We start from the raw sequence: 24,942 nt of genomic DNA on the forward strand, positions 1-24,942 counted from the left end.
GGTGGGTCGACCCCCGTTCGCGCATGCTTCCAGCGCATGTGCGGCATGATCCGACCAGCCCTCGTCGCGACCCTCGTTGCCGCGAGCATGCTCTTGGCTGCTTGCTACCGCGCGCACGAGCGCCCGGCGCACGGCGACGGTTCGCCGGGCTCGATGGACGCCGGCGATGCTCCGCGCGACGCCGGCATCGATGCGTCGCTCGACGGCCCGCGAGACGCGTCGCTCGACGGCCCGCGAGACGCGTCGCTCGACGGCCTGCGAGACGCGTCGCTCGACGGCCCGCGAGACGCGTCGCTCGACGGCCCGCGAGACGCGTCGCTCGACGGATCGATGGATGGATCGCGCGACGCGTCGTTCGACGGATCGATGGATGGATCGCGTGACGCGTCGTTCGACGCGCCGGCAGATGCATCGTTCGACGGGTCGGTCGATGCCGCTCCGGACGCCAGCTTCTGTGGCGAAGGCTTCGGCGTGTACACCGGCGCGCGATGCCGACCCGACACGATGGCGTGCTTGCGCGGGTGCGGGAGCGACGACACATGCAAGGCCTGCTTCGACGCCGACCCGCAGTGTGTCGCGTGTCGCAATCACACGCTGTTGGAGTGCATCGTGCGCGACGCGTGCGCGTCCGCATGGGCTCCTCTCGCGTGCTGCAAGAGCGCGCTGCCCGAGTGCGCGGAGTCGCGCGCCCTCGCGCTGTACGAGTGCGAGCCGGTCGATCCGCGATCGTGTTCGAGCGAGGGCGCTGCGCTCGATCAGTGCGTGCTGGCGAGCTCGCACGGTGATGTCGGGCGGGCCTGTGTAGAGGCGATGCATCGCAGCTGCGATCCGTGAGCGAGATCGATCGCGCGCCGGGTGATACGTTCGCCCCCTCGTGGGCGAGCCGAACCTCGAACTGCTCTCCGATCGTCCTGCGCTGCTCGATGCGCTGCGGCGCGCCGACGGGTCGCGTCCTCACGCCGTGATCGAGGCCTCGGCGGGCACCGGGAAGACCCACACGCTCGAGCACCTCGTCATCGATCTGCTGCGCGAGGGAACGCCGATCGAGCGCATCCTCGTCGTGACGTTCACCGAGAAGGCGACGCTCGAGATGCGGGCCCGCATCCGGGCCCGGATCGCGTCGCTGGTGAACGCGCTCTCGCCGATCGAGAACGAGCGACTTCGCGCCGCGCTCCTCGACTTCGATCGCGCACCGATCTCGACCATCCACGCGTTCTGCCAGCGCGTGCTCGCGGAGCAGGCGTTCGCGAGCGGACGATTGTTGGAGCAGCAACGATTGGATCCGCGCGAGGCGTTCGCGAAGAGCTTCCGCGACGCGCTGCGCCGGGGCCTCGCCGCGAGCGCGCCCGAGCGCCCGCTGCTCGAGCAGGCGATCGCGGCGATGGGCGCGGCCAAGCTCGAGGACGTGCTGTGGCGCTGGTCGCTGGAGCGCGGCGAGGTGCGTCCTCGCTTCGACGCGGAGTCGCTGGTCGCGGCGATCGCGGCGATGCCCGATGCGGCGGAGCTCGAGGGCGCGCTCGGTCGCACGCTGCTGCACTCGGTCGGTCATCACGCGGTGCGCGCGCGGGCGCGCGAGACGTTCGCGACGCTCGCGCCCTTCGTGACCAAGGCGCGCGCCGCCGAGCCGGTCGACGCGTGGCTTCCGTCGCTGCTCGCGTGGGCGAACGAGGCGCCGAACCGGGCGGCCGAGCGCAACGTCGACTACCTCGCGATCCATCTCGGCGCGCATCCCGTGATCGGCGCCCACGTGCGCACGCTCGCGGCCCACGCGTCGAGCGCGCTGCCGGTGCTGATCGGGCGCGTGCTGCCGTCGATCGTGAAGCGGCTCGACGAGGACAAGCGCAAGAACGGGCGCTTCGACTTCGACGACATGCTGCGCCTGGTGCACGAGGCGCTGCACGGACCGCGCGGCGACGACGTCATGGCTGCGCTGCGCGCGCGCTATCGCTACGCGCTGGTCGACGAGTTCCAGGACACCGACCCGGTGCAGTGGGCGATCTTCCGCCGCGTCTTCTTCGATCGCGAAGATGGTGGCGCGCTGGTGCTGATCGGCGATCCCAAGCAGTCGATCTACGCGTTCCGCAGCGCCGACGTGCACACGTACCTCGGGGCGTGCGACGAGGTGGTCGCGGCGGGCGGCGTTCGGGTGCCGCTCGTCGACTGTTATCGCTCGACGCAGTCGATGATCGACGGGGTGAACCTCGTGCTGCGCGAGGGCTTCTTCACCGGACCGAATCGCTACGATCATCCGGTGCGCTGCGGTCGTCCCGCGCTGGTCGCCGAGGACGCGACGACGCCCGCGCCGATCGTGCTGCTGCACCTGCACGCCGACGACGAGCTGCGCGCCAAGCCGATGCGCTTCGCGCTCGCGAACGCGATCGCCGACGAGATCGCGCGCCTGATCGACGGCGGCATGCAGGTCACCGATCGCACCCGCGACGACGGCGCGCTCCGCGCGCTGCAGCCGAGCGACGTCTTCGTGCTCACCCGCACCGGCAAGGAAGCGCAGGAGGTCGCGGAGGCGCTGCGCCGCAAAGGGATCCCCCACGCGCTCTCCTCGCAAGAAGGGCTCTTCGACACCCGCGAGGCGCGCGACGTGCTCGACGTGCTGCGCGCGCTCGAAGATCCCGGCTCGCGCGCGCTGCGCCTCCGCGCGTGGATGACGCCCTTCTTCGCGGTGACCCAGGACGAGCTCGATGCGTGCCGCGCATTGCCGGGCGATCACCCATTCGCGCTACGCATCGCGCGCTGGACCCAGCTCGCGCGCGATCACCGCTTCGCCGCGCTGTTCCAAGCGATGCTCGACGAGAGCGGTCTCGCGCGACGCCTGCTCTTCCTGCGCGAGGGCGAGCGCGAGCTGGTGAACTACCAGCACGTGCTCGAGATCCTCCTCGCGCGTGCGAGCCAAGGACGGCTCGCGCTGCGCGAGATCACCACCGAGCTCGGCGAGCTGGTCGACACCCGGCGCAAGGTCGCGGGCGACGACGAGGACGTGCAGCGCCTCGAGAGCGAGCGCGCCGCGGTGCAGCTCCTCACGATGCACAAGAGCAAGGGCCTCGAGGCCGAGGTCGTCTTCCTCTTCGGCGGCATGACCCAGCGGCCCGCGGGCGCCCACGAGCCCCACGTCTTCCACGAGAACGGCCAGCGCATCGCGTGGATCGGCGATCCCGGCGGAGATCTCGGCGCGCGGGTGCACGAAGAAGAACGTCACGAGCACGAACGCCTGCTCTACGTCGCGCTCACCCGCGCGCGCTCGCGGCTCTACCTGCCGTACATCGGGCCCGCGCCCGCGCGCGACGCGCTGCCCGCCGGCACCGGCTCGACGTTCGCGCGGCTCGCCGGCGCGTATCGCGTGCTCGCCGATCGCCTGGTGCAGCTGGTCGATCGTGATGAGCTCGATCCCGCGCTCTTCGCGCGCTCGATGGTGAAGGTCACCGGCGCGCGCCGCCGCATCGCGATCCCCGCGCCGCTGCCCGCGATCGACGCGACCACGTCGATCTCGACGCTCACGATCCCCGCGCTCGATCCGCCCGAGCGGTTCACGACGCTGCGCGGTGCGGCCCGCGGCATCGAGGTCACGTCGTACACCCGCATGAAGGCGGGCCGCGCGCGCCTCGGTCTCGATCGCACCCACGACGATCAGACCGCGTGGATCGAAGAGCTCGCGAGCGATGCGACCGCCGCGGTGGTGCCGATCGAGGCCGACGATCCGCTGCCCGCGGGCGCGGCGTTCGGCGTGTTCGTGCACGAGATCCTCGAGCACGCCGACGTCCAGCACGTGCTCGCGAGCGCGGATCGCGACGCGCTGCTCGCCCACGACGCGACGCGCGCGCTCTTCGAGGCATCGGCCGAGCGCAACGGCATCGATCCCCGGGTGATCCCGCCGAGCGCCGATCTCGTGCTGCGCGCGCTCAAGACCCCGATCCGCGCCGGCACGCTCGCGCTCCCCGAGGGCCTCGCGTCGCTCACCAAGACGGTCGCCGAGATGTCGTTCCTCCATCCGATCCCCGAGCGCGCGCACCCGCTCTTCGGCGACTGGCAGACCCCCGATCGCGCGCCGCTCACGATCGAGCGCGGCTTCGTGCGCGGTGTGATCGATCTGATCTTCGAGCACGCGGGCCGCATCTACGTGCTCGACTGGAAGACCGATCGACTGCCCACCTACGACGCGGCGTCGCTCGAGGCGCACGTCGCCGCGCACTACGAGATCCAGGCGCGCCTCTACGCGCTGGGCGTCGCGCGGATGCTGCGCATCGCGAGCGCGAGCGAGCACGACGCGCGCTTCGGCGGCATCGTCTACTGCTTCGTGCGCGGCATGAAGGCGGGCAAGCGCGGCCCCACCGAGGGCGTGACCTTCGCGCGACCGAGCTTCGACACGCTCGCGGAGTGGGATCGCGCGCTGCGCGACGAGGACGCGCCGTGGGGTCATCCGCTTCCGCCTCGACCGCGCGTGGAGGCACGCTCGTGACGCGTCCGCCGCTCACCCCGCTCGGCGCGGCGCGCCACGCGATCGGCGCCGCGCCCGCCGGGGATCTCCCCGCGTTCCCCGAAGATCTCGCCGCGCTCGCGCGCAACGCCGATCTCGGCGAAGAACGTGTGCACGTCGCGTGGGAGCTGGTGCGCGCGGTGCCCCAGCTCGCGGCCGAAGATCAGCGCGCGCTCGTGGTGCTGCTCGTCCTGCTCTTCGAGGCGATCGCCCAGGGCTCGACGCGCCTGCCGATCTCGCCGAGCGATCGTGCGGTGCTGCGGGCACGGGCCGCCGCGCTCGGTCTCTCGCGCGCCGATCTCAAGCGCGCCGAGTCGTGCGCCGACACGATCCTGGTCGGGCTCGGCGGCAAGTCGACCGACACGCGCGGTCAGCTCTCGATGCTGTTCGCAGCGCCGGCCGGCGCGCGCTCGCCGTACGAGCCGCTGGTCGGTGAGCCCGGCGCGTATCGACCGGTGATCGTCGAGTCGGGCGCGCTGGTGCCGCAGCGTCTGAGCGCGACCGAGATGCGCCTCGCGTCGCGCCTGCTCGATCGTTCGCCCCCGAGCGCGCACCCCGATGCGATCGCGACCGCGCTGCGGGCCGTGCTCGCGAGCCCGGTGGTCGGCAAGCGCGGTCCGATCGTGCTCACGAGCGAGCAGACCGCCGCGGTGCACGCCGCGCTCTCCGAGCCGGTCGCGGTGATCTCCGGTGGCCCCGGCACCGGCAAGACGTCGATCGTCGTCTCGATGCTGCGCGCGCTCGCGCGGCTCGAGGCGCCCGACGTCGCGGCGCGCCACGTCGCGCTCGCCGCGCCCACCGGCAAGGCCGCGGATCGCCTCGCGTCGTCGATCCGCGACGCGCTCGCAGCGTGTCGCGATCCGATCGACCTCGCGCTGCGCGACGCGCTCTCCGAGGCGCGCACGATCCATCGACTGCTCGGCTGGTCGCCCACCGAGGAGAAGTTCCGCCACGACGAGGACAGCCCGCTCGCCGAGCGCGTCGTGATCGTCGACGAAGCGTCGATGATCGATCTCGCGCTGATGGAGCGCCTCGTCGCCGCGCTGCGCCCCGAGGCGCGCCTCGTGCTGTTGGGCGACGCGGATCAGCTTCCCTCGGTCGAGCCCGGCGCCGTGCTCAGCGATCTCGTGGGCAGCGGCGGCGCGAGCACGATCACGATCACTCGGCTCACCCAGAGCCACCGCATGGACCCCCGCGATCCCGCGGGCTCGCACATCCTCGGCATCGCGCAGGCGGTGAACGCGGGCACCGCGCCGCGCGCCGAAGAAGGCCCGCTCGCGAAGGGCGTGATCCGCCGGGTGCGCGCGCCGAGCGATGCCGGCGACGGAGTCTCGATCCTCTCGCCGCGCGATGCCGGGGCGCGCGAGGCGCTGCTCTCGTGGTGGTACCGCGAGCGTGTGGTGGGCTCGGTCGATCGCACCTTCGTGATCGACGCGCCCCACGATCACGCGCCGCTCGAGTCGCTCTTCGATCGCCTCGACGCATCGCGGCTGCTCTGCGTCACCCGCGGCCGCGCCACTGGTGCCGACGCGATCAACGCGTGGATGGGCGCGCGCCTCGCCCGCGAGCGACGCCTGCCCGTCGGTCCGCTGCTGCTCGTCGGCGAGCCGGTGATGGTCGTGCGCAACGACTACGATCGCGGCCTCTTCAACGGCGATCAGGGTCTCGTGCTGTGGGTCGCGGAGCGCGCCGGCGCGAGCGCGCGACCTTCGCTCGTGGTGCGACGCGGTGAGCGTTTCGTCGCGTTCCCGCTCGAGACGGTGCGCCCGCTGCTCGAGCGCGCCTATGCGACCACGGTGCACAAGGCGCAGGGCTCGGAGCACGACGCGGTCGCGCTCATCGTGCCCGACGAAGACGTGCCGCGCCTGCTCACGCGCGAGATCGTCTACACCGCGATCACACGCGCCCGTCGCTCGGTGCTGCTCGTCGGATCGGCCGATCTCCTCGCACGCGCGATCGCGCGCCCGACTGCCCGAACGACCGGTCTCGGTGCGAAGCTTCGTTCGCGCAGTGCGTGAATTCCTACGCAGTGACGACCCTCTCGGCCGCCCCGCGGATCGTGGACAGATGCGAGCAGCCGCCTCAGACTCCGCGGCGGCCGAACGAGAGAGGGACTGCTCGGATGCTTCGTTACAAGGCCGACAGGCGCACCATCGGGTTCGTCGCGACGTACTTCGCGCTCGTCGCGCTCCCCTTCGCCGTCGATCTCCCGTGGTGGGCCGCGGTGCCGCTCGTCGTGGCGCTCTGCCTGCTCTCGTTCTTCTGCGCGGTCGCGACGCACAACACCGTGCACACGCCGGTGTTCAAGAAGCGCTCGCTGAACCGCCTGTTCCAGGTGGCGCTCTCGCTGACGTACGGGCACCCGGTCTCGATGTTCGTGCCCGGGCACAACCTCAGCCACCACAAGTACCTTCAGACCCCGAAGGACCGGATGCGCACCGAGAAGCTGCGCTTCCGCTGGAACCTGCTGAATCAGCTCTTCTTCATGTTCGTGATCGGCGGCGCGATCTTCAAGGACAACGCCGAGTACGTCGCGCTCATGAAGGCGAAGCGCTCGCCCTGGTACCGCCAGTTCCTCCTCGAGGCCGGCGTGTACGTCGCGTTCCTCGTGGGCACGCTCGCGCTCTCGATCTGGATGGATGGCTTCCCCTGGCGCTTCCTGGTGTTCGTGGTGCTCCCGCACCAGTACGCCGCGTGGGGGATCATGGGCGTGAACTTCGTGCAGCACGACGGCTGCGACGTGGGGCACCCCTACAACCACAGCCGCAACTTCACGAGCAAGATCGAGAACTGGTTCACGTTCAACAACGGCTATCACGGGATCCACCACGAGCACCCCGCGCTGCACTGGTCGCTCGCGCCCGAGGCGCACGCGAAGGAGTACGCGCCGCACATCGATCCCCGCCTCGATCAGCCGTCGATCCTGCTCTACGCGTGGCGCATGTACGTCTGGCCGGGCAAGCGCGTGCGCTACGACGGCGCGCCGGTGGTGCTCGGTCCCGTGGTGCCCGACGAGCCGTGGGTGAAGGCCGCAGTGAAGCAGGACGACGGCTCGACCGAGCTCGCCGGAGACGGCGAGCCCGAGTACGGCGCGGTCGCCTGACGCGCGAGGGCATACCGCCTGCTCCGTGCGGCGGTATGCGAGCCATCCGCATCCATCGATTCGGCGGCATCGACGCGATGGCGCTCGAGGACGTGCCGATCCCGACGCCCGGCGAGGGCGAGGTCCTGGTGCGCGTCGCCGCGGCCGGCGTCGGCCCGTGGGACGTATTGGTACGCACCGGCCAGAGCGTGCTCGGGCAGGAGCTGCCGCTCACGCCGGGCTCGGACATCTCGGGCGTGGTCGAGCGGGTGGGGCCGGGCGTGGAGGGGCTCGCGCCGGGCGACGAGGTCTACGGCGTGACCAACGGCCAGTTCACCGGTGGTTACGCGGAGCACGCGATCGCGCGCGCCTCGATGCTCGCGCCCAAGCCGGCGCGGCTCGGCCACGTCGAGGCCGTGGCGGTGCCGGTGGTCGCGGTGACCGCGTGGCAGATGCTCTTCGACCACGCGCACATCGAGCGCGGACAGCGCGTGCTGGTGCACGGCGGTGCGGGCAGCGTCGGCAGCTTCACCGTGCAGCTCGCGGCGCGCGCCGGCGCCCACGTGATCGCGACGGCATCGGCGCGGGATCACGAGTGGGTGAAGCGGCTCGGCGCGCGCGAGGTGATCGATCCGAGGACGACGCGCTTCGAGGACGCAGCGCGCGACGTGGCGGTGGTGATCGACACCGTCGGCGGCGAGACGCTGGCGCGCTCGCTCGAGATGGTCGCGCCCGGCGGCATCGTGGTCTCCGCGGTGACCCAGCCCGACCCCGCGCGCGCGGCCGCGCGCGGCGTGCGCGGCGTGTACTTCATCGTGAAGGTGAACCGCGAGACGCTCTCGGAGCTCGCCGGGATGATCGATCGCGGCGAGCTCGAGGTGAGGGTCGGCGAGGTGCTCCCGCTCGCCGACGCGCGGACCGCCCACGAGATGCTCGCGGGCAAGCCGCATCACCCCGGGAAGATCGTGCTCACCACTGCGCCGGCTTCACCCGCGTAGCGCGAGCACGACGCGATCGAGCACCGGCGCGACGTCGGGATCGCTCGCGAGCGCGCCCTCGTCGAGCGCCTTGCCCGCGAGCGGCACCGTCATCGCGGCGTCGACCACGATCGTCGCGCCCATCACCGTGAGCGACTCGATCAGCGACTCGTGCGCGAGCTTCGCGCGGTTCGACGCGTTGAGCACGGCGACCGGCTTGCCATAGAGCTCGCCGCTGCCGACCAGCCAGTCGAGCGCGTTCTTGAGCACGCCGGGCACGCCGTGCGCGTACTCCGGCGTGGAGAAGAGCACCGCGTCGCACTCGCGCAGCGTCGCGCGCATCTGCTTCACCGAATCCGCCGCGTCGTCGCCTTCGACGTCGGGATCGAACCACGGCAATTCGCGGATTCCCTCGTAGAACGTGACGCGCACGTCGTGATCACGCGCGACGTGCGCCACCGCGCGGAGGAGCGCCGTCGTCGACGAGACCGCGCGTACGCTGCCGGAGATCGCGATCACGCGCTTCATCGCGTGACCACGACCTCGGAGAACCGCATCGCGACCCGCTCGACGCCGTCGAGATCGAGCGCGCTCCCGGTCGCGCCCGTCGCGTCGACTGCGCGCACCCGCACCGCGCCGACGCACTCGCTCGCGACGGGCCCGCTCGCGCCGCCGAGCACCGTCGTGATCGCGCGGTCGCCCGATGCGTCCTCGCACTCGATCACGATCATCGCCGCGCCGTCGACCGCGCCGACCGTCACGCCGGTGTCGCGCGCGACGGTCACCTCGGGCAGCTCGAGGAACGCGGGCAGCCGTCCCACCGCGTCGGGGTTCGACAGGTGGCGCAGCAGCACGACGCTCCGCGCGCCGGTGTCGTTCGCGCTGTCGTAGGCCTGCGCCATGACCCACCACGTCGCGTCGGCGAGCGCGCCCGAGAGCTCGGGCACCGCGAGCACGCCGCCTTCGCCCGCGGTCTGCGGGAGCAGCGAGATGCCGTGCGACGTCGCGATCCCCGGCACGCCGACCACCGCGTCGAGACCGATCGGCGGCGTGGGAAGCGGACCTTCCATCGCGAGCGGGATCGCGGCGACGCGCGAGGCGGGATCGAGCACCGAGACCTCGACGCTCCCGTCCTCGCCGACCTCACCGATCCCGAAGCCGATCGCGGCGCCCGACGCGTCGCGGAGGATCGCCGCGACGTGATCGACCTCGAGCGGCGCGCTCGCGCGGAAGCGGCACGCGCCGCTGCCCTCGTCGACGCACGCGCCGGGCGTCGCGTCGTCGATCGCGCTCGGTCGCGTGATGTGCGGCGCGACGAGCGGACCCGCGAGCACGCTCGCCGCGCCCAGCGTGTCGGCGCCGAGCACGCGTCCCTCGATCGAGCGCTCCGCGCCGGCGCGCGCGACCGGGATCACCACACGATCCGCGGCCACGCCGGCCCACGTCGTGGTGCCCGCGTACGTGCCCTCGGTGCGCACCGTGATCGTCACCGGACCCTCGAGCCGCGCGTCCTCGAACGTCGCGTAGCCCGGCGTCGTCGACTCCGCGATCGACGTCCCGTCCGCGCGCACGTCGATCACCGCACCGTCGATCGGCGTGCGCGAGTCCTCGCCGATCGCGATCACCTCGATGCGACCCACGAGCGGCTCGCCCGAGATCCCGGGCGCGAAGGGCCCTTCGGGCGCGCTCGCCGCGCTCTCGCTGCATCCGCCGAGCAGCGCGAGCGCCACCACGAGGACGCTCGCCGCGAACCTGGTGCGAAGGGAAGTCATCCTAGAAAGGGTGCCACGACCCGCGCCGCGCGCGAGCCCCACGGTCCGAGAGGTCATTCGTTCGGTACCCCGGTGAGCAGCGAGATCGGCTGTCCCGCGGGCACCACCATCACGCGCGAGCCCGGGTTCTCGAGCAGCGCGCGCGTCGCCTCGATCTCGCGGAGGCGCAGCACCGGCGGCGTGAGCGACTGGGCGATCGTGCGGTTCGCCTCGGCCTCGGCGCGCGCGCGGATCAGCTGCGCCGCGGCTTGTCCTTCGGCCTCGGTACGCAGCCGCGCCGCCTCGGCCTCCGCGGTCATCAGCGCCTGCTGGCGCTGCGCGGTCGCCTGCCTCTGGCGCTGCACGTCCGCGATCGCCTCGTCGAGCGTGTCGGGCAGGTCGATGTTCAGCAGCAGCACGTTGTCGATCAGGATCGCGTCCTCGCGGATGCCGCGGCTGCGCAGCAGCGAGCGGATGCCGCCGTGCACCAGCGCCTCCATGCGCGTCTGGAACGTCGTGCGATCGTCGACGAGCTCGATCGCGGTGAAGCCCGCCGCGGCATCGCGCACCGCGGTGCGCACGATCGGATGGATCACGCTCGTCGCGTACTGCTCACCGAGCAGTCGGTACACCGGCACCGCCGCGCCGGCGTTGAGATGGAACTGCACGCTCACGCCGAGCGACACGCTGAGCTGATCGCGCGTCAGCGCGTCCACGTCGGAGTCGTGCGGCGTCGTCGCCTCGCCCGACTCGCCCATCTGATAGGTCTGGTTCTGGATGCTCAGCGCCGAGACGTCGGTGAACGGGCTGATGAAGTGGAAGCCCTCGGGATAGGTCCACGGCTCCACGCGCCCCCAGTTCGCCGCGACGCCGACGTGCCCCGGCGGGACCGTCGAGTTGCACCCTGCGAGCACCACGAGAACGAGCGCGAGCCACGCTCCACGGATCATCGATCGACCTCCTGCGCGGGGACGAGCGTCGCACGTCCCGCGTTTCTGCGATCCCCGTTTAATCCGCCTTAATTCGAGCGATGCAGGGGGATGGCGCACCCCTTCAACACAACCTCGTGTGGACCGCGAGGTGGCTTGGAGGGACGACGATGCGCTGGAGGACGTGGGGGATTCTCCTCGGCTTGATGGGCGCCGCGCTGGTGACGGCGTGCGGCGACGACGGCGGAGCGGGAGGTGGCGACGATGCCGGCCCGATCGTGCCGGGCGAGGACGCCGGGCCGGGGCAGGACGGCGGACCGATCGACGATCCGGACGGCGGCTCGCTGCCGCTGACCGCGCGCGTGCTGCCGACCAACGGCTCGGCGATCGCGCTGACGAGCGACGACGCGTACGCGGTCGCCGCGAACCGTCAGGCGGGCACGATCACGGTGCTGCGCTTCACGCCGGGACCGACGCCGCTGCTCGAGGTGGTCGCGGACTTCGACGTCGGCGCGTCCGAGCCGTGGTCGGTCGTGATCGGCAACGACGACGACACCGCGTATGTGATCCTGCGCGAGGCGCAGCAGGTCGTGCGCATCGACGATCTCCGCGGCACGCCCGCGCTCGCCCCGTCGCGCGCGACCACCGGCAGCGAGCCCACCGGCATCGCGATCTCGCCGACCGGTCGCGCGCTCTACGTCGCGGAGTGGGCCGAGGGTCGCGTCAGCGTGATCGACGCCGCGACGATGTCGCGCACCTCGTCGATCGATCTGAACGCGGCGCTGGTCGCGACCGGCGTGCTCGGTCCGACGGCGGTCGCGCGACCCGCGCTCGCGCATCCGCGCGCGCTGGTGATCACGAACGACGGAGACACCGACGACGACGACGAGCAGCTCTTCGTCACCGAGTACTTCGCGCAGGATCGTGTGGGCGCGACGCTGCCCACCGACGAGTCGCGATTCGACGTCGCGAAGCAGGGCATCGTGTACCGCGTCGCGCTCGGCGCGCCGAGCACGGTGACCACGATCTCGCTCTCGCCGGTCGACGACACCGGGTTCGTCGACAGCGCGGGCAACGACACCGGGTGTTTCCCGAACCAGCTGCAGACCCTCGCGCTCGACTCGGGACGCCTCCACGTCGGCGCGCTCTGCGCGTCGCCGCGCGGCCCGACCGGCGGTGCGGTGCCGAACTTCAAGACCGAGGTGCACACCGCGATCTTCGCGATCGACGTCGCGACGGGGACCGAGCTGCCCGAGAGCCGCCTCCTGCTCACGCGCGCGTTCACCGATCGCTACGACGCCGCGGGCACGCCCGACGACGCGTCGCGCCGCATCCCGCTGATCGCGACCGACCTCGCGTTCATCCGCGCCGGCCGCGTCGGCTACGTCACGGCGTACGGCTCGGACGCGGTGTTCCGCTTCGTCTACGGCGACGACGGGCGCGTGACCGAGGTCGGCTCCGCGGCGAACTCGTTCATCAACCTCGCGCCCGCGGGCCGCTTGCCGCTCGGCATCGCGATCTCGCGCGGCGCGACGGTGCAGGCGCTCGTGCTCAACGAGGCGACGCGCAACGTGTCGATCCTCGCGTTCCAGACGCAGTCGGTCGTGAGCGCGGTGCCGGTCACCGCGATGCCCTCGGAGGGCTCGGACGCGGCGCACGTGCTCGAGGGACGTCGTCTCTTCGTGACCGGCCTCGGTCGCTGGTCGCTCAACGGGCAGTCGTGGAACTCGTGCGAGAGCTGCCACGGTGACGGCCTCACCGACAACGTCACGTGGTACTTCGCGCGCGGCCCGCGCCAGAGCACCTCGCTCGACGGCAGCTACGACTCCGCCGATCCCACCGAGCGCCGCGTCTTCAACTGGACCGGCATCTTCGACGAGACGCACGACTTCGAGCTCAACACGCGCGGCAACTCGGGCGGCGTGGGCGCGATCGTGCACGCGACGACGGCGCCTCCGGTGGCCGCGGATCGTTTCCTCTTCGACGGCACCACCCCGGTGCCCGACGGCCAGGTCGCCACGACGACGCCGCAGGCGGGCCTCAACGGATCGACGCAGGCGATGATGCCGGGCGCAGCGGGCGCGCAGCGCTCGGTGCTGCCCGACTGGGATCGCATCGACGCCTACGTGCGCACCATCCGCGCGCCGCACGCGCCCACCTCGCTGAACGCCGCCGACGTCGCCGCGGGCCGCGCGCTCTTCGAGGCGAACAACTGCGCGGGCTGTCACGGCACGTCGATGTGGACGATCTCGCGCGTGTTCTACACGCCGAGCGAGGCCAACAACCACCCGGTCACGGGCCTGCTCCGCTCGACGACGTACACCGCGGACGCGGCGTTCCCCGCGACGCTCAACCCCGCGACCGCGGGCGCGGGACGCACCGCGAGCCTGCGCTTCCCCGCCGGCCCGACCGCGGGCGCGAACGATCAGATCCAGTGCGTGCTGCGCAGCGTCGGCACGTTCCCCGGCAGCGGCAGCCTCGCGGTCGCGCCCGAAGGTGTCGTCGCGAGCGAGGTGCGCCAGGACATGACGACGATCGCGCAGGGTGCGAGCGGCTACAACCCGCCCTCGCTGCTCGGCATGGTCACCGGCGCGCCGTACTTCCACGCGGGCAACGCGCGCACCCTCGAAGAGGTGTTCGCGACGACGTTCCGCGCGCACCACACCGCGATGTCGGTGAACTTCCTGATCGGCGGCACGCGCGATCAGGAGGTCCGACAGATGGTGGCGTTCCTGCTCTCGATCGACGAGACCAGCACGCCGGTCGACGTGCCGAGCGAAGCGCAGCTCGGCTACGACGCGACGCTCTGCCCCGACGCGTTCTGATGCCTGCGGGAGTGCTCGTCCCGCAGGTCCCGTACGGGAGCGCGCTCGGCGCGCGGACGCTAGGGACCGGCGGGCGAGCCGATTCTTCGACAGCCTAGTTCACCGACGCGAGCACGCAGGACGAGCCGGACACGATCGACGCGCGACGGGGCAGCCTCCTCCTCCCACCCCGTTCCCGGCGCGCGAAGATCGAAAATGGCTCGTCCTGCGTGCGGCGGCGTTCCGTCCTGCTCAGCGCGCGAGCATCGCGAGATCGAGCCCCTCGAGCGCGCGCGCGGCGCGCGCATCGGCGCGATCGGCGAGCCAGTCGTCGCGCAGCGCGGTGAGCACCTGGCCGAGGCGGTTCTGGCCACGCCATCGCGCGCGACGGCTCGCATCGGGATTGCTCGCGCCGAGCCCGATGCCCCAGATGCGATCGCGCGGGCTCGCCTCGACCAGCGTCGCGCCCTCGGTCGCGAGGAGCACGTCGCGGCGCTCCGGCGGCGCGAGCTTCGCGTGGTTGCCCGCGTAGACGAGGTCCGCGGAGCGCGCCTTCCAGATCGCGTCGTCGAAGCCCCGCACCTTGCGGCCGAGCGCCTTCGCCTCGCGCGGGTGCGGCGCGACGAGGATCGCGGCGAGCACCTCCTCGTCGCGGAAGAGCAGCGCCTTGGCCGCCATCATCCAGTGCTCGGCGGTGGCGAACGACGCGCCCGCGAGGACGAACGGCGCGGGGTGCCACTGCGAGAAGAGTGACTCCTGGCCGTAGAAGAAGACGAATTCCTCGCCCGTCTCCGGGTCCCGTCCGCGCGTCGGCATGGTGATCACCTCGGCTTCGATGCTCCATGCATCGAAGGTTCGATGCACTATGCAGCAAAGTGCGGGGCGCGCCAGCTACGCGGGGACGCGGCGCAGCGGCACCGACGCGTCGAGCAGGTGCCCGCCCTCTTTGAACACGACCACCCCGCGCAGTCCGAGGTTGCGCAGCGTCGTCACCGCGACCCGCACTCGGTTCTGCGCGGCGAGCGGCATCACCTTCTCGCCGGGCCATCCCGCCGCGACGAGCTCGTCGATCCCGACCGGCTCGCCCGGCGCGCGCAGCCGCGCGCTCGCGAGCGCATCGAGCACACGCGCCATCGTGGGGCGCGATCCGAGATCGACCACCTCGCGGCCCGGAACTCGGAACCACGCCGCGCCCTCGGCGATCTCGAGCTCGTCCGCGGGGAGGGCGCGACGCAGCATCCGCATCGCGAAGCGCACGTCGTCGCTCTGCGCGGAGAACGCCTCGGCCGCGGTGATCGCGTCGCGCGCGCGGGCGATCGCGGCCTCGCTCTCGCCCCGCGCTCCGCGCTCGGCCGCCGCGGCGATCGCGACCTGGGCGCGATGCAGATCGAGCGTCGCGATCAGCGCGGGATCGCCGACCTCGCGCAGCCGGCGCTCCGCGAGCTCGAGATCGTTCTGCGCCGCGCCCGCGCGTCCGCTCGATGCGAGCGCCGCGGCGCGCGCGGCGAGGAACACGCCCTCGAGCCGCACGTCGCGCACCTCGGAGAGCACCTCGAGCGCGCGCGAGTACGCGGCGCGCGCCGCGACGAGCTGACCGCGCTCGTGGTGCACCGCGCCGAGGTAGCCGAGCAGGTGCGCCTCGAACGGGCGATCGCCCACCGTGCGCAGGCACGCGAGCGCGCGCTCGAGGTGCGCGTGGGCTTCGTCGAGGTGGCCCTGCTCCTGGTCGAGGATCGCGAGGTTGCCGCGCACCAGGCCTTCGAGGCGGAGATCGTCGCCCGGTGAGCGCGCCAGCGCTTCTTCGTAGTGGGCGCGCGCGCGATCGTGCTCGCCGCGCATCAAGCACAGGTTGCCGAGATCGCGCCGCGCCTGGGCCTCGGCGTGGGCGTCGCCGAGCGAGATCGCGAGATCGAGCGCGAGCGCGTAGTGCTCCTGCGCGACGTCGAGCTTGCCGCGCCCGTGGTGCACCAGGCCGAGCGCGGCGTGCGCGCGCTGCTCGGCGCGTCGGTCGTGATCGCGTCGTGCTTCCGAGAGCGCGAGCTCGAGCTCCGAGGTCGCGTCCTCGAAGCGTCCTTGTGCGAGCCACGCCTCGCCGAGCTCCACGCGCACTGCGCCGCCGCTCAGTCGATCGCGCGCCGACTCGAGATCGCGCACGCACGCGTCCATCTCGCCGCGATCGCGCAGCACGCGCGCCCGTGCGACCAGCACGCGCGTGCTGCGCGTCGCATCGGACGCGAGCGCGGGCGACGCGATCACCGCGTCGAGCCGCCCGAGGTGCGCACCGCCGGGGCCGAGCCGCGCGATCACCGCGTCGAGCGCGAGCAGCAGATCCACGCGCAGCGCGACCGCCTCGGCGTCGTCGCGCGTCGCGATCGAGTCGTGTGCGGCGAGCATGCTCTCGCGCTCCGCGGCCAACCACGCCAGCGCGGCGCGCGCATGTCGGCCCCTCAGCTCGCCGAGGCGCTTGGTGCCCTCGCGCCCGAAGAAGCGCGCCATGCGCAGCCCGGCCTCGCGATCCTCGAGCTTCTCGAGGCCGTACTCGCGCACGCTCTCGAGCAGCCGCACCCGGCCCTGGCCGGCGCGCGCGACCAGCGACTTCTCGCGCAGCGACTGCAGGATCTCGAGCGCGACGCGCTCTTCCTTGGGCTCGCGCGCGATCGTCGCGACCGCGGCGTCGACCGAGAACGTGCCGCGATGGAGCGCGAGGCAGGTGAGGGCGCGACGCTCCTCGTCGCTCAGCAGATCCCACGACCAGTCGATCGCACCGCGCAGCGTCGCCTGGCGCGCCGGCGCGTCGCGCCGGCCGTGTGCGAGCACGTCGAGCCCGCTGAGCCGACCGGTCTCGAGCGATCCCTCGGCCAGACGATCGCGCAGCTCGATCGCGCCCATCAGCGCGAGGCGCGACGCGGCGAGCTCGAGCGCGAGCGGGATGCCCTCGAGGCGCCGTGCGATCTCGGCGATCGCGACGAGCTCGTCGTCGCCCTGGGGCACGTAGCCCGGCGCGCGCGCGAGCAGGAGCAGCACCGCGTCGGTGGCCGCGATCGCGGCGCCCGCCGCGCCCTCGGCGGGCACCGAGAGCGGTGGGATCTCCACCACCTCTTCGCCGCGCACCCGCATCACCTCGCGCGAGGTCACGACGACCGTCAGCGCGCTCGCCTTCGCGCTCCACGGCGCGACGGTCGCGATCGCGTGAACGGTGATCTGCTCGAAGTTGTCGAGCACCAGCAGGGTGCGGCCGCGCGCCGCGAGCGCCTCGCCGATGCGCGCTGCGCCGGCCTGCGCGTCGACGTTGCCGCCGAGCCGAAGATCGATCGCGTTCGCGACGTCGCGCACCACGTCGTCGAGCGAGGTCGCGGCCGAGAGGTCGACGAAGATCGCGCCCTCCACCAGACCGCGCGTCGCGCTCTCGCGCGCCAGCGCGATCGAGAGGCGCGTCTTGCCGGTGCCCGGCGGCCCGAGCAGCGTGAGCACGCGCGCACCGGCCTCGACGCGCGCCGCGAGCGCGTCGATCTCCGCGCGCCGTCCGACGAAACGATCGGGGGGATCGGGGACGCGGAGCTCCGGCCCGCCCGAGCCTCCTGCGGCCCGTCGCGGGCGTGCCACACCCCCCGCTGAACGGCGGCTCGCCATCGACGGCCCGGCGTACCACGCGGCGCGCCCGGTCGTCACGTTCGCTACGGTTTCCGTAGCGTCACCAGGGTCGCGCCCCAGCCGCCGCGCTCCGGTGGCGCGAGCCTCACCTCGAGCACGTCGTCGCGCCGCGCGAGGATCGCGTGCACGCTGCGCCGCAGCGAGCCCGTTCCCTTGCCGTGCACGATGCGCAGCTCGAAGAGGCCGTGGGCGCGGCACTCGTCGATCCACGTCGGCAGCAGGTCGCCGAGCTCGCGCGGATCGAACGTGTGCAGGTCGAGCACGCCGTCGATCGGCAGCGCGACGATCGCGTCGGCGTCGCTCTGTTCGCTGCTTCGCGGACTGACCGCCGCGAAGTCGTCGTCGTCGTCGCTCATAGCGAAGCGATCGCGGTGCGTAGCACCTCGGCCGAGCGCGCGAGCCCGGCGCGCTCGGTCGCGTCCATCGCGGGCGGGAGAACGCGCGTCGCCCCTTCGGCGCCGACCACCACCGGCAGCGAGAGCGCGACCTCGCCGCCGAGCCCCGCGCTTCCGTCGTGGACCCGGCTCGCGGTCAGCACGCGACGCTCGTCGCGCAGCAGCGACGAGAGCAGGTGCGCGGTGACGAGCCCGATCGCGTGGTTGGTCGCGCCCTTGCGGCGGATGATCTCGTAGGCCGCGGTGCGCACCTCGGTCGCGATCGCGGCCTCGCGCTCGGTCGCCCATCCCGGGATCGCGCGCAGCGGCACGCCTCCGACGTTCGCGCTCGACCACGCGACGACCTCGGAGTCTCCGTGCTCCCCGAGCACCTGCGCGTGCACCGAGCGCGGATCGATCGCGAGCTCGCGCCCGATCACCTGACGCAGCCGCGCGGTGTCGAGCATCGTGCCGGTGCCGATCACCCGCGCCGCGGGCAGGCCCGACGCGCGCCACACCACGTGCGTGAGCACGTCGACCGGGTTGGTCACCACGACGATCGTGGCGCGCCCGCCGCGGAGCTTGGTCGCGATGTCGCGCACGATCGTCGCGTTCTCGCGCAGCAGATCGAGGCGCGTCTGCTCGGGCCTCCCGCCCTTGCCCGCGGCGATCACCACCGCGTCGCAGTCGCGCATCGCCTCCACGTCGGCGCAGCGCACGTCGGCGCTCGCATAGAACGACGCACCGTGCGCGAGGTCCATCGCCTCACCCTCGGCGAGCCCGGGCCTCACGTCGTTCAGCCAGAGCTCGCGCGCGAGCCCCGCGTGGAGCGTCGAGATCGCGACGCTCGCCCCGACCCAACCCATGCCGATGATCCCGACGCGCATGAGGGAAGCATCTGCGCCCCGAGGACCGCGTGTCACGCGGGGCGGCGAGGGCGAGGGCGAGGGCGGGTGCGGGTGCGAGGGCGAGGGCGGGTGCGAGGGCGAGGGCGAGGGCGAGGGCGGGTGCGGGTGCGAGTGCGGGCGCGGGTGCGAGGGCGAGTGCGAGTGCGAGTGCGAGTGCGAGTGCGAGGGCGCGGTGCGGCGAGTCCCGTCGGCAGCGGTCGCGTTGCGATCGCGATCTCACTCGCGCCCTCGCCACCGCACTGTGCACGGCGCACGCTCCGCCCACCCGCGCACGCTCCGCGGCCCTCGCCCTCGCACTCGCACGCTCCGCCGCCCTCGCCCTCTCCCTCGCACCCGCACCCGCCCTCGCACTCGCACCCGCCCTCTCCCCCGCCCTCTCCCCCGCCCTCGCCCTCTCCCCTCTCCCCCGCCCTCGCCCTCGCACCCGCCCTCTCCCCCGCCCTCGCCCTCTCCCCCGCCCCCGCCCCCGCCCTCTCCCCCGCGCCAGCATGCGTCATCACTTCGCGCTCGATCCCTCGATCACGTTCCTCAACCACGGCTCGTTCGGCGCGTGCCCGCGCGTCGTCCTCGATGCGCAGAGCGCGATCCGCGCTCGCATGGAGGCCGAGCCGGTGCGCTTCTTCATGCGCGAAGCGCCCGATCTGATCGACGCCGCGCGCGCGCGCATCGCCGCGTTCCTCGGCGCGCAGCCCGAGGATCTCGTGTTCGTGCGCAACGCGACCCAGGCCGTCAGCGCCGTGCTCGCCTCGCTCCCGCTCGACCCCGGCGACGAGCTGCTCACGACCGATCACGCCTACGGCGCGTGCAAGAACGCGCTCGACTTCTTCGCGCAGAAGCGCGGCGCGCGTGTCGTCGTCGCGCACGTGCCGTTCCCGATCACCGACGCATCCCAGGTCACCGATGCGATCCTCGCTGCAGCCACGCCGCGCACCCGCCTCGCGCTGATCGATCACGTCACGAGCCCGACCGGCCTCGTGTTCCCGATCGACACGATCGTCTCGTCGCTGCGCGAGCGCGGCATCGACACCCTGGTCGACGGAGCACACGCGCCCGGCATGCTCCCGCTCGAGCTCGATCGGCTCGGCGCCGCCTACTACACGGGCAACCTGCACAAGTGGCTCTGCGCGCCGAAGGGCTGCGCGATCCTCCACGTGCGCCGCGATCGCCAGAGCGATCTCCGTCCCTCGACCATCAGCCACGGCGCGCGCAGCAAGCGCGCGCGACCGCGGCTCTGGGAGGAGTTCGACTGGGTCGGCACCGACGATCCGAGCCCGTGGATCTGCGCGCCCGACGCGCTCGACGTGCTCTCCTCGCTCCTGCCCGGCGGCATCGACGCGCTGCGCGCGCGCAATCGCTCGCTCGCGCTCTTCGCGCGCGATCGCATGTGCGAGACGCTCGGCGTCCCCGCACCCGCGCCCGACGACATGATCGGCTCGCTCGCCGCGGTCCCGCTGCCCGCGTCGAGCGCGCCGCCGCCCGCGTCCGCCTTCGACTTCGATCCGCTGCAGGACGCGCTCTTCACCCGACATCACATCGAGATCCCGGTGTTTCCCTATCCCGCGCCGCCCTCGCGCCTGATCCGCATCGCGTGCCAGGTGTACGTCGAGCGCGCCGATGTCGAGCGACTCTGCGATGCGCTGCGCATCGAAGTGGCGCGTTGATTGCTGAGTGGCGCGCCCGATGATTTCCACCGTCACTCGACTGACACTGCTCTCGCTCGTCCTCGCGCTTTTCGGCTGCGGAAACGAGGGTCCGTCCGGTCTGCCGGTCCTCGGCGCGGGCGATCACACCTCGGCCGCCGTCGAGATCCTCACGATCGTGGGACCGGATGTCCTGCACTCGCCGACCGATCTCGCGTTCCGCCCCGACGCGCCGAACGAGCTCTGGGTCACGATGCGCACCGCGAACGCGATCCTCGTCATCGACGAGCCCGGCACCCCGGCGCAGCGCTCGATGGAGTACGCGGCGCTCGGCAACGTGCACTTCCTGCCTGCGCCCTCGGCGCTCGCGTTCGGCACCGCGGATCGCCTCGCGACCATCCACGAGATCGACGTGCCGACCCAGCGCGAGACGCCCTGGGACTTCATGGGCCCGACGCTCTGGCCGACCGATCGCGGCCTCTTCGACGGCGGTCACGCGTCGCACATGGACATGCTCCACAACACGCCGAACGGCATCGGCATCGCGTGGGAGCAGGGCAACGTCTACTGGATCGTCGACGGCCAGCACGGCTCGATCACGCGCTACGACTTCGTCGCGGATCACGGCCCCGGTCAGCACGACCACAGCGACGGGATCATCTCGCGCTACGTCGAGGGCCAGATCGGCTACGTCGAGGGCGTGCCCGCGCACGCCGAGCTCGATCACGCGACCGGCCTGCTCTACGTCGCGGATCCCGGCAATCGCCGCGTCGTCGCGCTCGACATCGCGAGCGGCACGCGCGGCGCCGAGATGGGCCCGAACTACGACGGCTGCGAGATGTTCGTGATGAACGACGCGACGCTCACGACGTTCGTCGACGGCGCGACGATGAACCTCGTGCAGCCGAGCGGCATCGCGCTGCACGACGGATATCTCTTCGTCAGCGACCACGCGACGTCGGTGATCGCGGCGTTCGATCTGCTCACCGGCACGCTGGTCGACTGGATCGGCCTGCACGACGTCGTCCCGCCGGGTGGCCTCGGCGGCATCGACTTCGATCAGGAGGGGCGCCTCTTCGTGACGGACATCGCGGGTCAGCGCGTGCTCCGTCTCGCGCCGCGCCTCTGAGGAGAGGAGCGAGAATCCTCGAAGGAGAGCAGGAAAGCAGGAGAGGGTAGCAGCACGCGTGATCGTCTCCCTTCTTCCCTCCTGCACCTCCTGCTCTCCTCAGCGGCTTCGACTCCCGCTCTCCTCGTCCTGAACGGCCGTTCGGTCGTGACGCCTAGGTGTCCGGCATCGCGACCGAAATGGCGATCTGGCCCTCCCGCTCCTCGTTGCGAGTTGAGGTATGCTCCCGCGCGATGTCTCTCGGGAAGCAAGCGTTCGAAGCCGCTAGCCAGTACCTGCGCCGCAATCCGCAGGAGCTGAGCCGCGTCGTGTGGAACCTGCTCGGCCTGCGCGTCGGTGTGCCGATCGACGCGCTGCGGTGGTTGCTCGAGCGCGTCGCCAAGAGCGGCAAGGTGAAGGACCCGGTGCTCACCGAGGTGCCACCCGGGATCCGCATCACCGCGACGGTCGATCTGATGAAGACGCCGGTGCGCGCGAGCGCGGTGGTCTACATCGATCGCATGGTCCTCACGCCCGCGCAGCTCCGCATCGAGACGCGGCTCGAGGAGATCTGGATGGAGGTCCAGGGCGACGTGCAGTCGCCGGTGGCCGCGCTCATCAAGAGCGGCGCGCTCGACCTCAGCAAGCCGGGCAACCTCGCGAAGTACATGCCGCTGCCGCCGACCGTGGTGGAGGCGCGCGAGAACCGCATCGTCGTCGACCTGATGAAGGACCCGAAGATCGCGGACAACCCGATGGTCCAGCGCATCCTGCCGCTCGTGACGCCGGTGGTGACCGCGTACGGCCTCGAGACCGACGACGATCACCTCGAGGTCATGTTCCGCCCGCTGCCCGAAGGTCTTCGTCCCGCCGCGAGCGCGATCCGCCGCCACCTCGTGCGCCCCGGGATCCAGCGAATCCGCGCACTGCTTCCCGGATGAACGACGCCTCCCGGGTGATCCGTCGCACACGCGGCGCGGCCCACGCGAGCGCGAGCGCGATCCCCATCCCGAGCACGATGCCGAGCGCCAGCCGCTCTAGGGCGTGATCGATCGCGAGCGGACGCACCACGCGATCGATCACGCCGAGCGCGATCAGCACCGGCCACCCGCGACGATCGCCGAGCCCGCGCGAGCCCGACGCGAGCGCGACGATCGCGATCCCCCCGAGCACGCCGGTGCAGCGCGCACAGAGCGCGAGCGGCGCGCCGGCGATCGCGAACGAGCGCGCCGGGTCCTGATGACAGAGCGATCCGCACGCGACGTGCACCAGCGCGTCGAGCGCGCCGCCGACGAGCGGCGCGACGACCACGAGCGCCAGCAGCACGAGCGGGATCGCGCGCAGCATCGATCAGAGATCCGTGCAGCGCGCGAGGCCGCTCGCGGCGTCGGGGATCATGCAGAGGCACACCAGATCTGCGCGCGCCGTGCAGCGTCCGTCGGAGACGATGCCGCGGCCCCACTCGCACAGCTCGCCGGCATCGCAGTCCGCGTCCTCGACGCACTCGCGGCGCTCGAGCATGTCCGGACGGCCGCAGAAGCCCTGCTCACCGACGATCACGCACGTCATCCCGTCGTCGCACTCGGGGTCCGACGCGCACGCCCGACCCAACGTGCCGCAGCTCGCGCCCGCATCGGGCTCGTCCTGCGGCGTGCTCGACGCGCCGCACCCGATCGCCAGCACCATGGCGCCGATCATCCAGCTCGTCCTCATGTGCCACCCCCCTCACGCTCTTCCACTCGAGAGCCCGCGAGCACCTCGGTCTCGGCGGGCGTCGTCGCCGCCGAGAAGCACAGCCACTCGCGGTGCCGATCGTCCTTGTCGCCCTTGGGCGTGATCCACTCGGTGCGCGCATGCGCGAGCCCCTCGAGGAACCCCGCGCTGCAGCCGCTGCATCGGAAGAGCTCGAGCTGCACGTCGAGCTCGTTCGTCACGTTCGAGAGGCCCTGCGGCACCTCGTGCGCCGCGCGCGCGCGCATCCGCTCGAAGATCCACGCCGCGCGATCGAAGCTCGCGCCCGGCAGCGCGACCACGTCCATGTAGCGCTGGCAGCGCTCGCAGAACTTCTGCGCGCCGACCTCGCCGTACGCCGTGATGGCGGACACGAGGATGGCGATCACGAACCCGAGCGCGATCACCCCGAGGTGCACCCAGCTCGTGCCGAAGCACGTGTGCAGCAGCCCGGCGAACGAGAGCTCGTCGGGATCGTAGGGCGCGGGCACCATCGCGGTGATCGCGTAGGGGATCGCGAGCGCCGCCCCGAGCCCCGCGATCGCCGCCGGGACCGCGAAGATCAGCGCGGCCCACCGGCTCCGGTTGCGGCCGTGCTTGCCCATCCACGCCACCACGAAGCCGGGCACGAACCCCGCGACCGCGAACGTGATCGCGCCGCCGATCACCGCGATGCCGAGCTCGATCGCGACGGTGATGCACACGACCCATCCGCACGCCGCGATCAGTGCGATCAGCGCGCCCATCAGCGCGAACAGCACGAGCGAGATCGCGCCCGCGATCAACGTCGCGATCGCGCCCGCGGGCACGCCGAGCCCGGCGCCGAGCGCGAGCCACGGCAGCGCGGTCGCGCCCATCTTCCCGCTCGGCTGGTACGCGGGCCCGACCTCCGGAAAGCGTGCCTCGAGCTGCGCTTGGTACGCGTCGGCCGCCGCGCTGTCCGCGACGCGCTGCAGAGTCCCCCAGTCCGCCATGTTCCCCCTCGCTCACGCCCCGAAGAGCAGCGCGAGCACCACGAGCCCGCCGTACGTGAGCAGGAAGAGCCCGAACACGACGAGCGACGCGATGATACGACCGCGCGGGGCCTCGCCTGCCAGCAGGCCGATCAGCGCGCCCGAGGCCATGAGCTGCAGCGGGATCGCGCAGTAGTTTCCCTGCGCGGCGTGGATCACCGACCACACGACGCCGCCGAGCGCCGCGCGCGCGAGCGCCCAGCCGAGGAAACGATCCTGCTGCAGCACCAGGCTGCCGCCGATGATCAGGTCGAACACGATCGGCATCGCCGCGCGGGGCGACGGAGAGTCGCCCATCTGGATCGCGAGCCCGAGATCGAGCATCGACGTGATCGCGGTGAAGAAGAGGCAGATGCCCGCGATGCGCCGGCCGTTCCACTCGGGAAGGAGCTCGGTCGCGCTCGCGCGGACGACCTCCTTCGGCCGCGGCGGCGGCGGGGCAAAGGGGTCGTGCTCGGGTGGCTGGGTCGTGGGCTCGATGGTCATCG

General features: G+C 72.3%; 20 protein-coding genes. 9 read left to right on the forward strand and 11 right to left on the reverse strand.

The annotated features are described in order from the left end of the window. Positions 1-36 precede the first annotated feature (36 nt). The 5 genes from I5071_RS36800 (at position 37) to I5071_RS36820 (ending at position 8,566) form a co-directional block, all read left to right on the forward strand. Entirely contained in the window at positions 37-834 is a 798-nt protein-coding gene (locus tag I5071_RS36800; protein ID WP_236518035.1) for a hypothetical protein, read from the forward strand. Between the two features lie 40 nt (positions 835-874). Beyond that, on the forward strand, positions 875-4,468 hold the full coding sequence (locus I5071_RS36805; protein ID WP_236518036.1) for a UvrD-helicase domain-containing protein: 3,594 nt from the start codon (positions 875-877) through the stop codon (positions 4,466-4,468). Then, entirely contained in the window at positions 4,465-6,504 is a 2,040-nt protein-coding gene (gene recD / locus I5071_RS36810) for an exodeoxyribonuclease V subunit alpha (protein ID WP_236518037.1), read from the forward strand. Before I5071_RS36805 ends, recD begins: the two co-directional genes overlap by 4 nt. Before the next feature lie 104 nt (positions 6,505-6,608). Next, on the forward strand, positions 6,609-7,589 hold the full coding sequence (locus I5071_RS36815; RefSeq protein ID WP_236518038.1) for a fatty acid desaturase family protein: 981 nt from the start codon (positions 6,609-6,611) through the stop codon (positions 7,587-7,589). A 35-nt stretch (positions 7,590-7,624) separates the two neighbouring features. Further along, complete coding sequence (locus I5071_RS36820) at positions 7,625-8,566, forward strand: NADP-dependent oxidoreductase (protein WP_236518039.1); 942 nt, start codon at positions 7,625-7,627, stop codon at positions 8,564-8,566. Here I5071_RS36820 and I5071_RS36825 read toward each other — a convergent pair. From I5071_RS36825 to I5071_RS36835, 3 genes are read right to left on the reverse strand one after another with little or no spacing between them, the layout of a single operon-like run. Then, positions 8,555-9,073 carry an NADPH-dependent FMN reductase gene (locus tag I5071_RS36825; protein ID WP_236518040.1) on the reverse strand — a complete coding sequence of 173 codons (519 nt, stop codon included), beginning with the start codon at positions 9,071-9,073 and terminating at the stop codon, positions 8,555-8,557. The genes I5071_RS36820 and I5071_RS36825 overlap by 12 nt on opposite strands. Then, entirely contained in the window at positions 9,070-10,317 is a 1,248-nt protein-coding gene (locus I5071_RS36830; RefSeq protein ID WP_236518041.1) for a hypothetical protein, read from the reverse strand. Before I5071_RS36830 ends, I5071_RS36825 begins: the two co-directional genes overlap by 4 nt. A gap of 53 nt (positions 10,318-10,370) precedes the next feature. Then, entirely contained in the window at positions 10,371-11,246 is an 876-nt protein-coding gene (locus I5071_RS36835) for an SPFH domain-containing protein (protein WP_236518042.1), read from the reverse strand. Between the two features lie 149 nt (positions 11,247-11,395). On the opposite strand from I5071_RS36835, the gene I5071_RS36840 reads away from it, so the two are divergent. Continuing rightward, the gene (locus I5071_RS36840) at positions 11,396-14,050 is read left to right on the forward strand and encodes a lactonase family protein (protein ID WP_236518043.1); all 2,655 of its coding nucleotides are present in this window, start codon (positions 11,396-11,398) and stop codon (positions 14,048-14,050) included. 231 nt (positions 14,051-14,281) lie between these two features. On the opposite strand, the gene I5071_RS36845 is transcribed toward I5071_RS36840, so the two are convergent. From I5071_RS36845 to I5071_RS36860, 4 genes are all read right to left on the reverse strand, one after another. Beyond that, entirely contained in the window at positions 14,282-14,845 is a 564-nt protein-coding gene (locus tag I5071_RS36845; protein WP_236518044.1) for an NADAR family protein, read from the reverse strand. Positions 14,846-14,920: 75 nt separating this feature from the next. Beyond that, entirely contained in the window at positions 14,921-17,632 is a 2,712-nt protein-coding gene (locus tag I5071_RS36850) for a tetratricopeptide repeat protein (protein ID WP_236518045.1), read from the reverse strand. 71 nt (positions 17,633-17,703) lie between these two features. Next, entirely contained in the window at positions 17,704-18,036 is a 333-nt protein-coding gene (locus I5071_RS36855) for a Smr/MutS family protein (RefSeq protein ID WP_236518046.1), read from the reverse strand. Beyond that, positions 18,033-18,941, reverse strand: a complete 909-nt coding sequence (locus I5071_RS36860) for an L-lactate dehydrogenase (protein ID WP_236518047.1) — start codon at positions 18,939-18,941, stop codon at positions 18,033-18,035. The genes I5071_RS36855 and I5071_RS36860 overlap by 4 nt, the downstream gene beginning before the upstream one ends. A 509-nt stretch (positions 18,942-19,450) precedes the next feature. Here I5071_RS36860 and I5071_RS36865 point away from each other — a divergent pair. From I5071_RS36865 to I5071_RS36875, 3 genes are all read left to right on the forward strand, one after another. Then, on the forward strand, positions 19,451-20,623 hold the full coding sequence (locus I5071_RS36865; RefSeq protein WP_236518048.1) for an aminotransferase class V-fold PLP-dependent enzyme: 1,173 nt from the start codon (positions 19,451-19,453) through the stop codon (positions 20,621-20,623). Between the two features lie 19 nt (positions 20,624-20,642). Further along, the gene (locus I5071_RS36870) at positions 20,643-21,731 is read left to right on the forward strand and encodes a hypothetical protein (protein ID WP_236518049.1); all 1,089 of its coding nucleotides are present in this window, start codon (positions 20,643-20,645) and stop codon (positions 21,729-21,731) included. Positions 21,732-21,964: 233 nt separating this feature from the next. Beyond that, complete coding sequence (locus I5071_RS36875) at positions 21,965-22,651, forward strand: hypothetical protein (RefSeq protein ID WP_236518050.1); 687 nt, start codon at positions 21,965-21,967, stop codon at positions 22,649-22,651. On the opposite strand, the gene I5071_RS36880 is transcribed toward I5071_RS36875, so the two are convergent. Genes I5071_RS36880 through I5071_RS36895 form a run of 4 tightly spaced genes read right to left on the reverse strand, consistent with a single transcriptional unit; the run spans position 22,545 to position 24,940 of the window. Continuing rightward, complete coding sequence (locus I5071_RS36880; protein WP_236518051.1) at positions 22,545-23,057, reverse strand: DUF2085 domain-containing protein; 513 nt, start codon at positions 23,055-23,057, stop codon at positions 22,545-22,547. The genes I5071_RS36875 and I5071_RS36880 overlap by 107 nt on opposite strands. 3 nt (positions 23,058-23,060) lie before the next feature. After that, positions 23,061-23,423 (reverse strand): hypothetical protein, encoded by a 363-nt coding sequence (locus I5071_RS36885; RefSeq protein WP_236518052.1) that lies wholly within the window; start codon positions 23,421-23,423, stop codon positions 23,061-23,063. Further along, positions 23,420-24,415: a hypothetical protein gene (locus I5071_RS36890; RefSeq protein ID WP_236518053.1), complete on the reverse strand. Its 996-nt coding sequence runs from the start codon at positions 24,413-24,415 to the stop codon at positions 23,420-23,422. Before I5071_RS36890 ends, I5071_RS36885 begins: the two co-directional genes overlap by 4 nt. A gap of 12 nt (positions 24,416-24,427) precedes the next feature. Then, complete coding sequence (locus tag I5071_RS36895; RefSeq protein WP_236518054.1) at positions 24,428-24,940, reverse strand: hypothetical protein; 513 nt, start codon at positions 24,938-24,940, stop codon at positions 24,428-24,430. Positions 24,941-24,942 lie beyond the last annotated feature (2 nt).

This window comes from Sandaracinus amylolyticus (assembly GCF_021631985.1).
Taxonomy (GTDB): Bacteria; Myxococcota_A; Polyangia; order Polyangiales; family Sandaracinaceae; genus Sandaracinus; species Sandaracinus amylolyticus_A.

Bases quoted from the DNA above. Each gene is read 5' to 3' on its own strand.
- I5071_RS36800 (WP_236518035.1), top strand. From the start codon at position 37: ATGTGCGGCATGATCCGACCAGCCCTCGTCGCGACCCTCGTTGCCGCG.
- I5071_RS36815 (WP_236518038.1), top strand. From the start codon at position 6,609: ATGCTTCGTTACAAGGCCGACAGGCGCACCATCGGGTTCGTCGCGACG.
- I5071_RS36820 (WP_236518039.1), top strand. From the start codon at position 7,625: ATGCGAGCCATCCGCATCCATCGATTCGGCGGCATCGACGCGATGGCG.
- I5071_RS36825 (WP_236518040.1), bottom strand. From the start codon at position 9,073: ATGAAGCGCGTGATCGCGATCTCCGGCAGCGTACGCGCGGTCTCGTCG.
- I5071_RS36830 (WP_236518041.1), bottom strand. From the start codon at position 10,317: ATGACTTCCCTTCGCACCAGGTTCGCGGCGAGCGTCCTCGTGGTGGCG.
- I5071_RS36835 (WP_236518042.1), bottom strand. From the start codon at position 11,246: ATGATCCGTGGAGCGTGGCTCGCGCTCGTTCTCGTGGTGCTCGCAGGG.
- I5071_RS36840 (WP_236518043.1), top strand. From the start codon at position 11,396: ATGCGCTGGAGGACGTGGGGGATTCTCCTCGGCTTGATGGGCGCCGCG.
- I5071_RS36845 (WP_236518044.1), bottom strand. From the start codon at position 14,845: ATGCCGACGCGCGGACGGGACCCGGAGACGGGCGAGGAATTCGTCTTC.
- I5071_RS36855 (WP_236518046.1), bottom strand. From the start codon at position 18,036: ATGAGCGACGACGACGACGACTTCGCGGCGGTCAGTCCGCGAAGCAGC.
- I5071_RS36860 (WP_236518047.1), bottom strand. From the start codon at position 18,941: ATGCGCGTCGGGATCATCGGCATGGGTTGGGTCGGGGCGAGCGTCGCG.
- I5071_RS36865 (WP_236518048.1), top strand. From the start codon at position 19,451: ATGCGTCATCACTTCGCGCTCGATCCCTCGATCACGTTCCTCAACCAC.
- I5071_RS36870 (WP_236518049.1), top strand. From the start codon at position 20,643: ATGATTTCCACCGTCACTCGACTGACACTGCTCTCGCTCGTCCTCGCG.
- I5071_RS36875 (WP_236518050.1), top strand. From the start codon at position 21,965: ATGTCTCTCGGGAAGCAAGCGTTCGAAGCCGCTAGCCAGTACCTGCGC.
- I5071_RS36880 (WP_236518051.1), bottom strand. From the start codon at position 23,057: ATGCTGCGCGCGATCCCGCTCGTGCTGCTGGCGCTCGTGGTCGTCGCG.
- I5071_RS36885 (WP_236518052.1), bottom strand. From the start codon at position 23,423: ATGAGGACGAGCTGGATGATCGGCGCCATGGTGCTGGCGATCGGGTGC.
- I5071_RS36890 (WP_236518053.1), bottom strand. From the start codon at position 24,415: ATGGCGGACTGGGGGACTCTGCAGCGCGTCGCGGACAGCGCGGCGGCC.
- I5071_RS36895 (WP_236518054.1), bottom strand. From the start codon at position 24,940: ATGACCATCGAGCCCACGACCCAGCCACCCGAGCACGACCCCTTTGCC.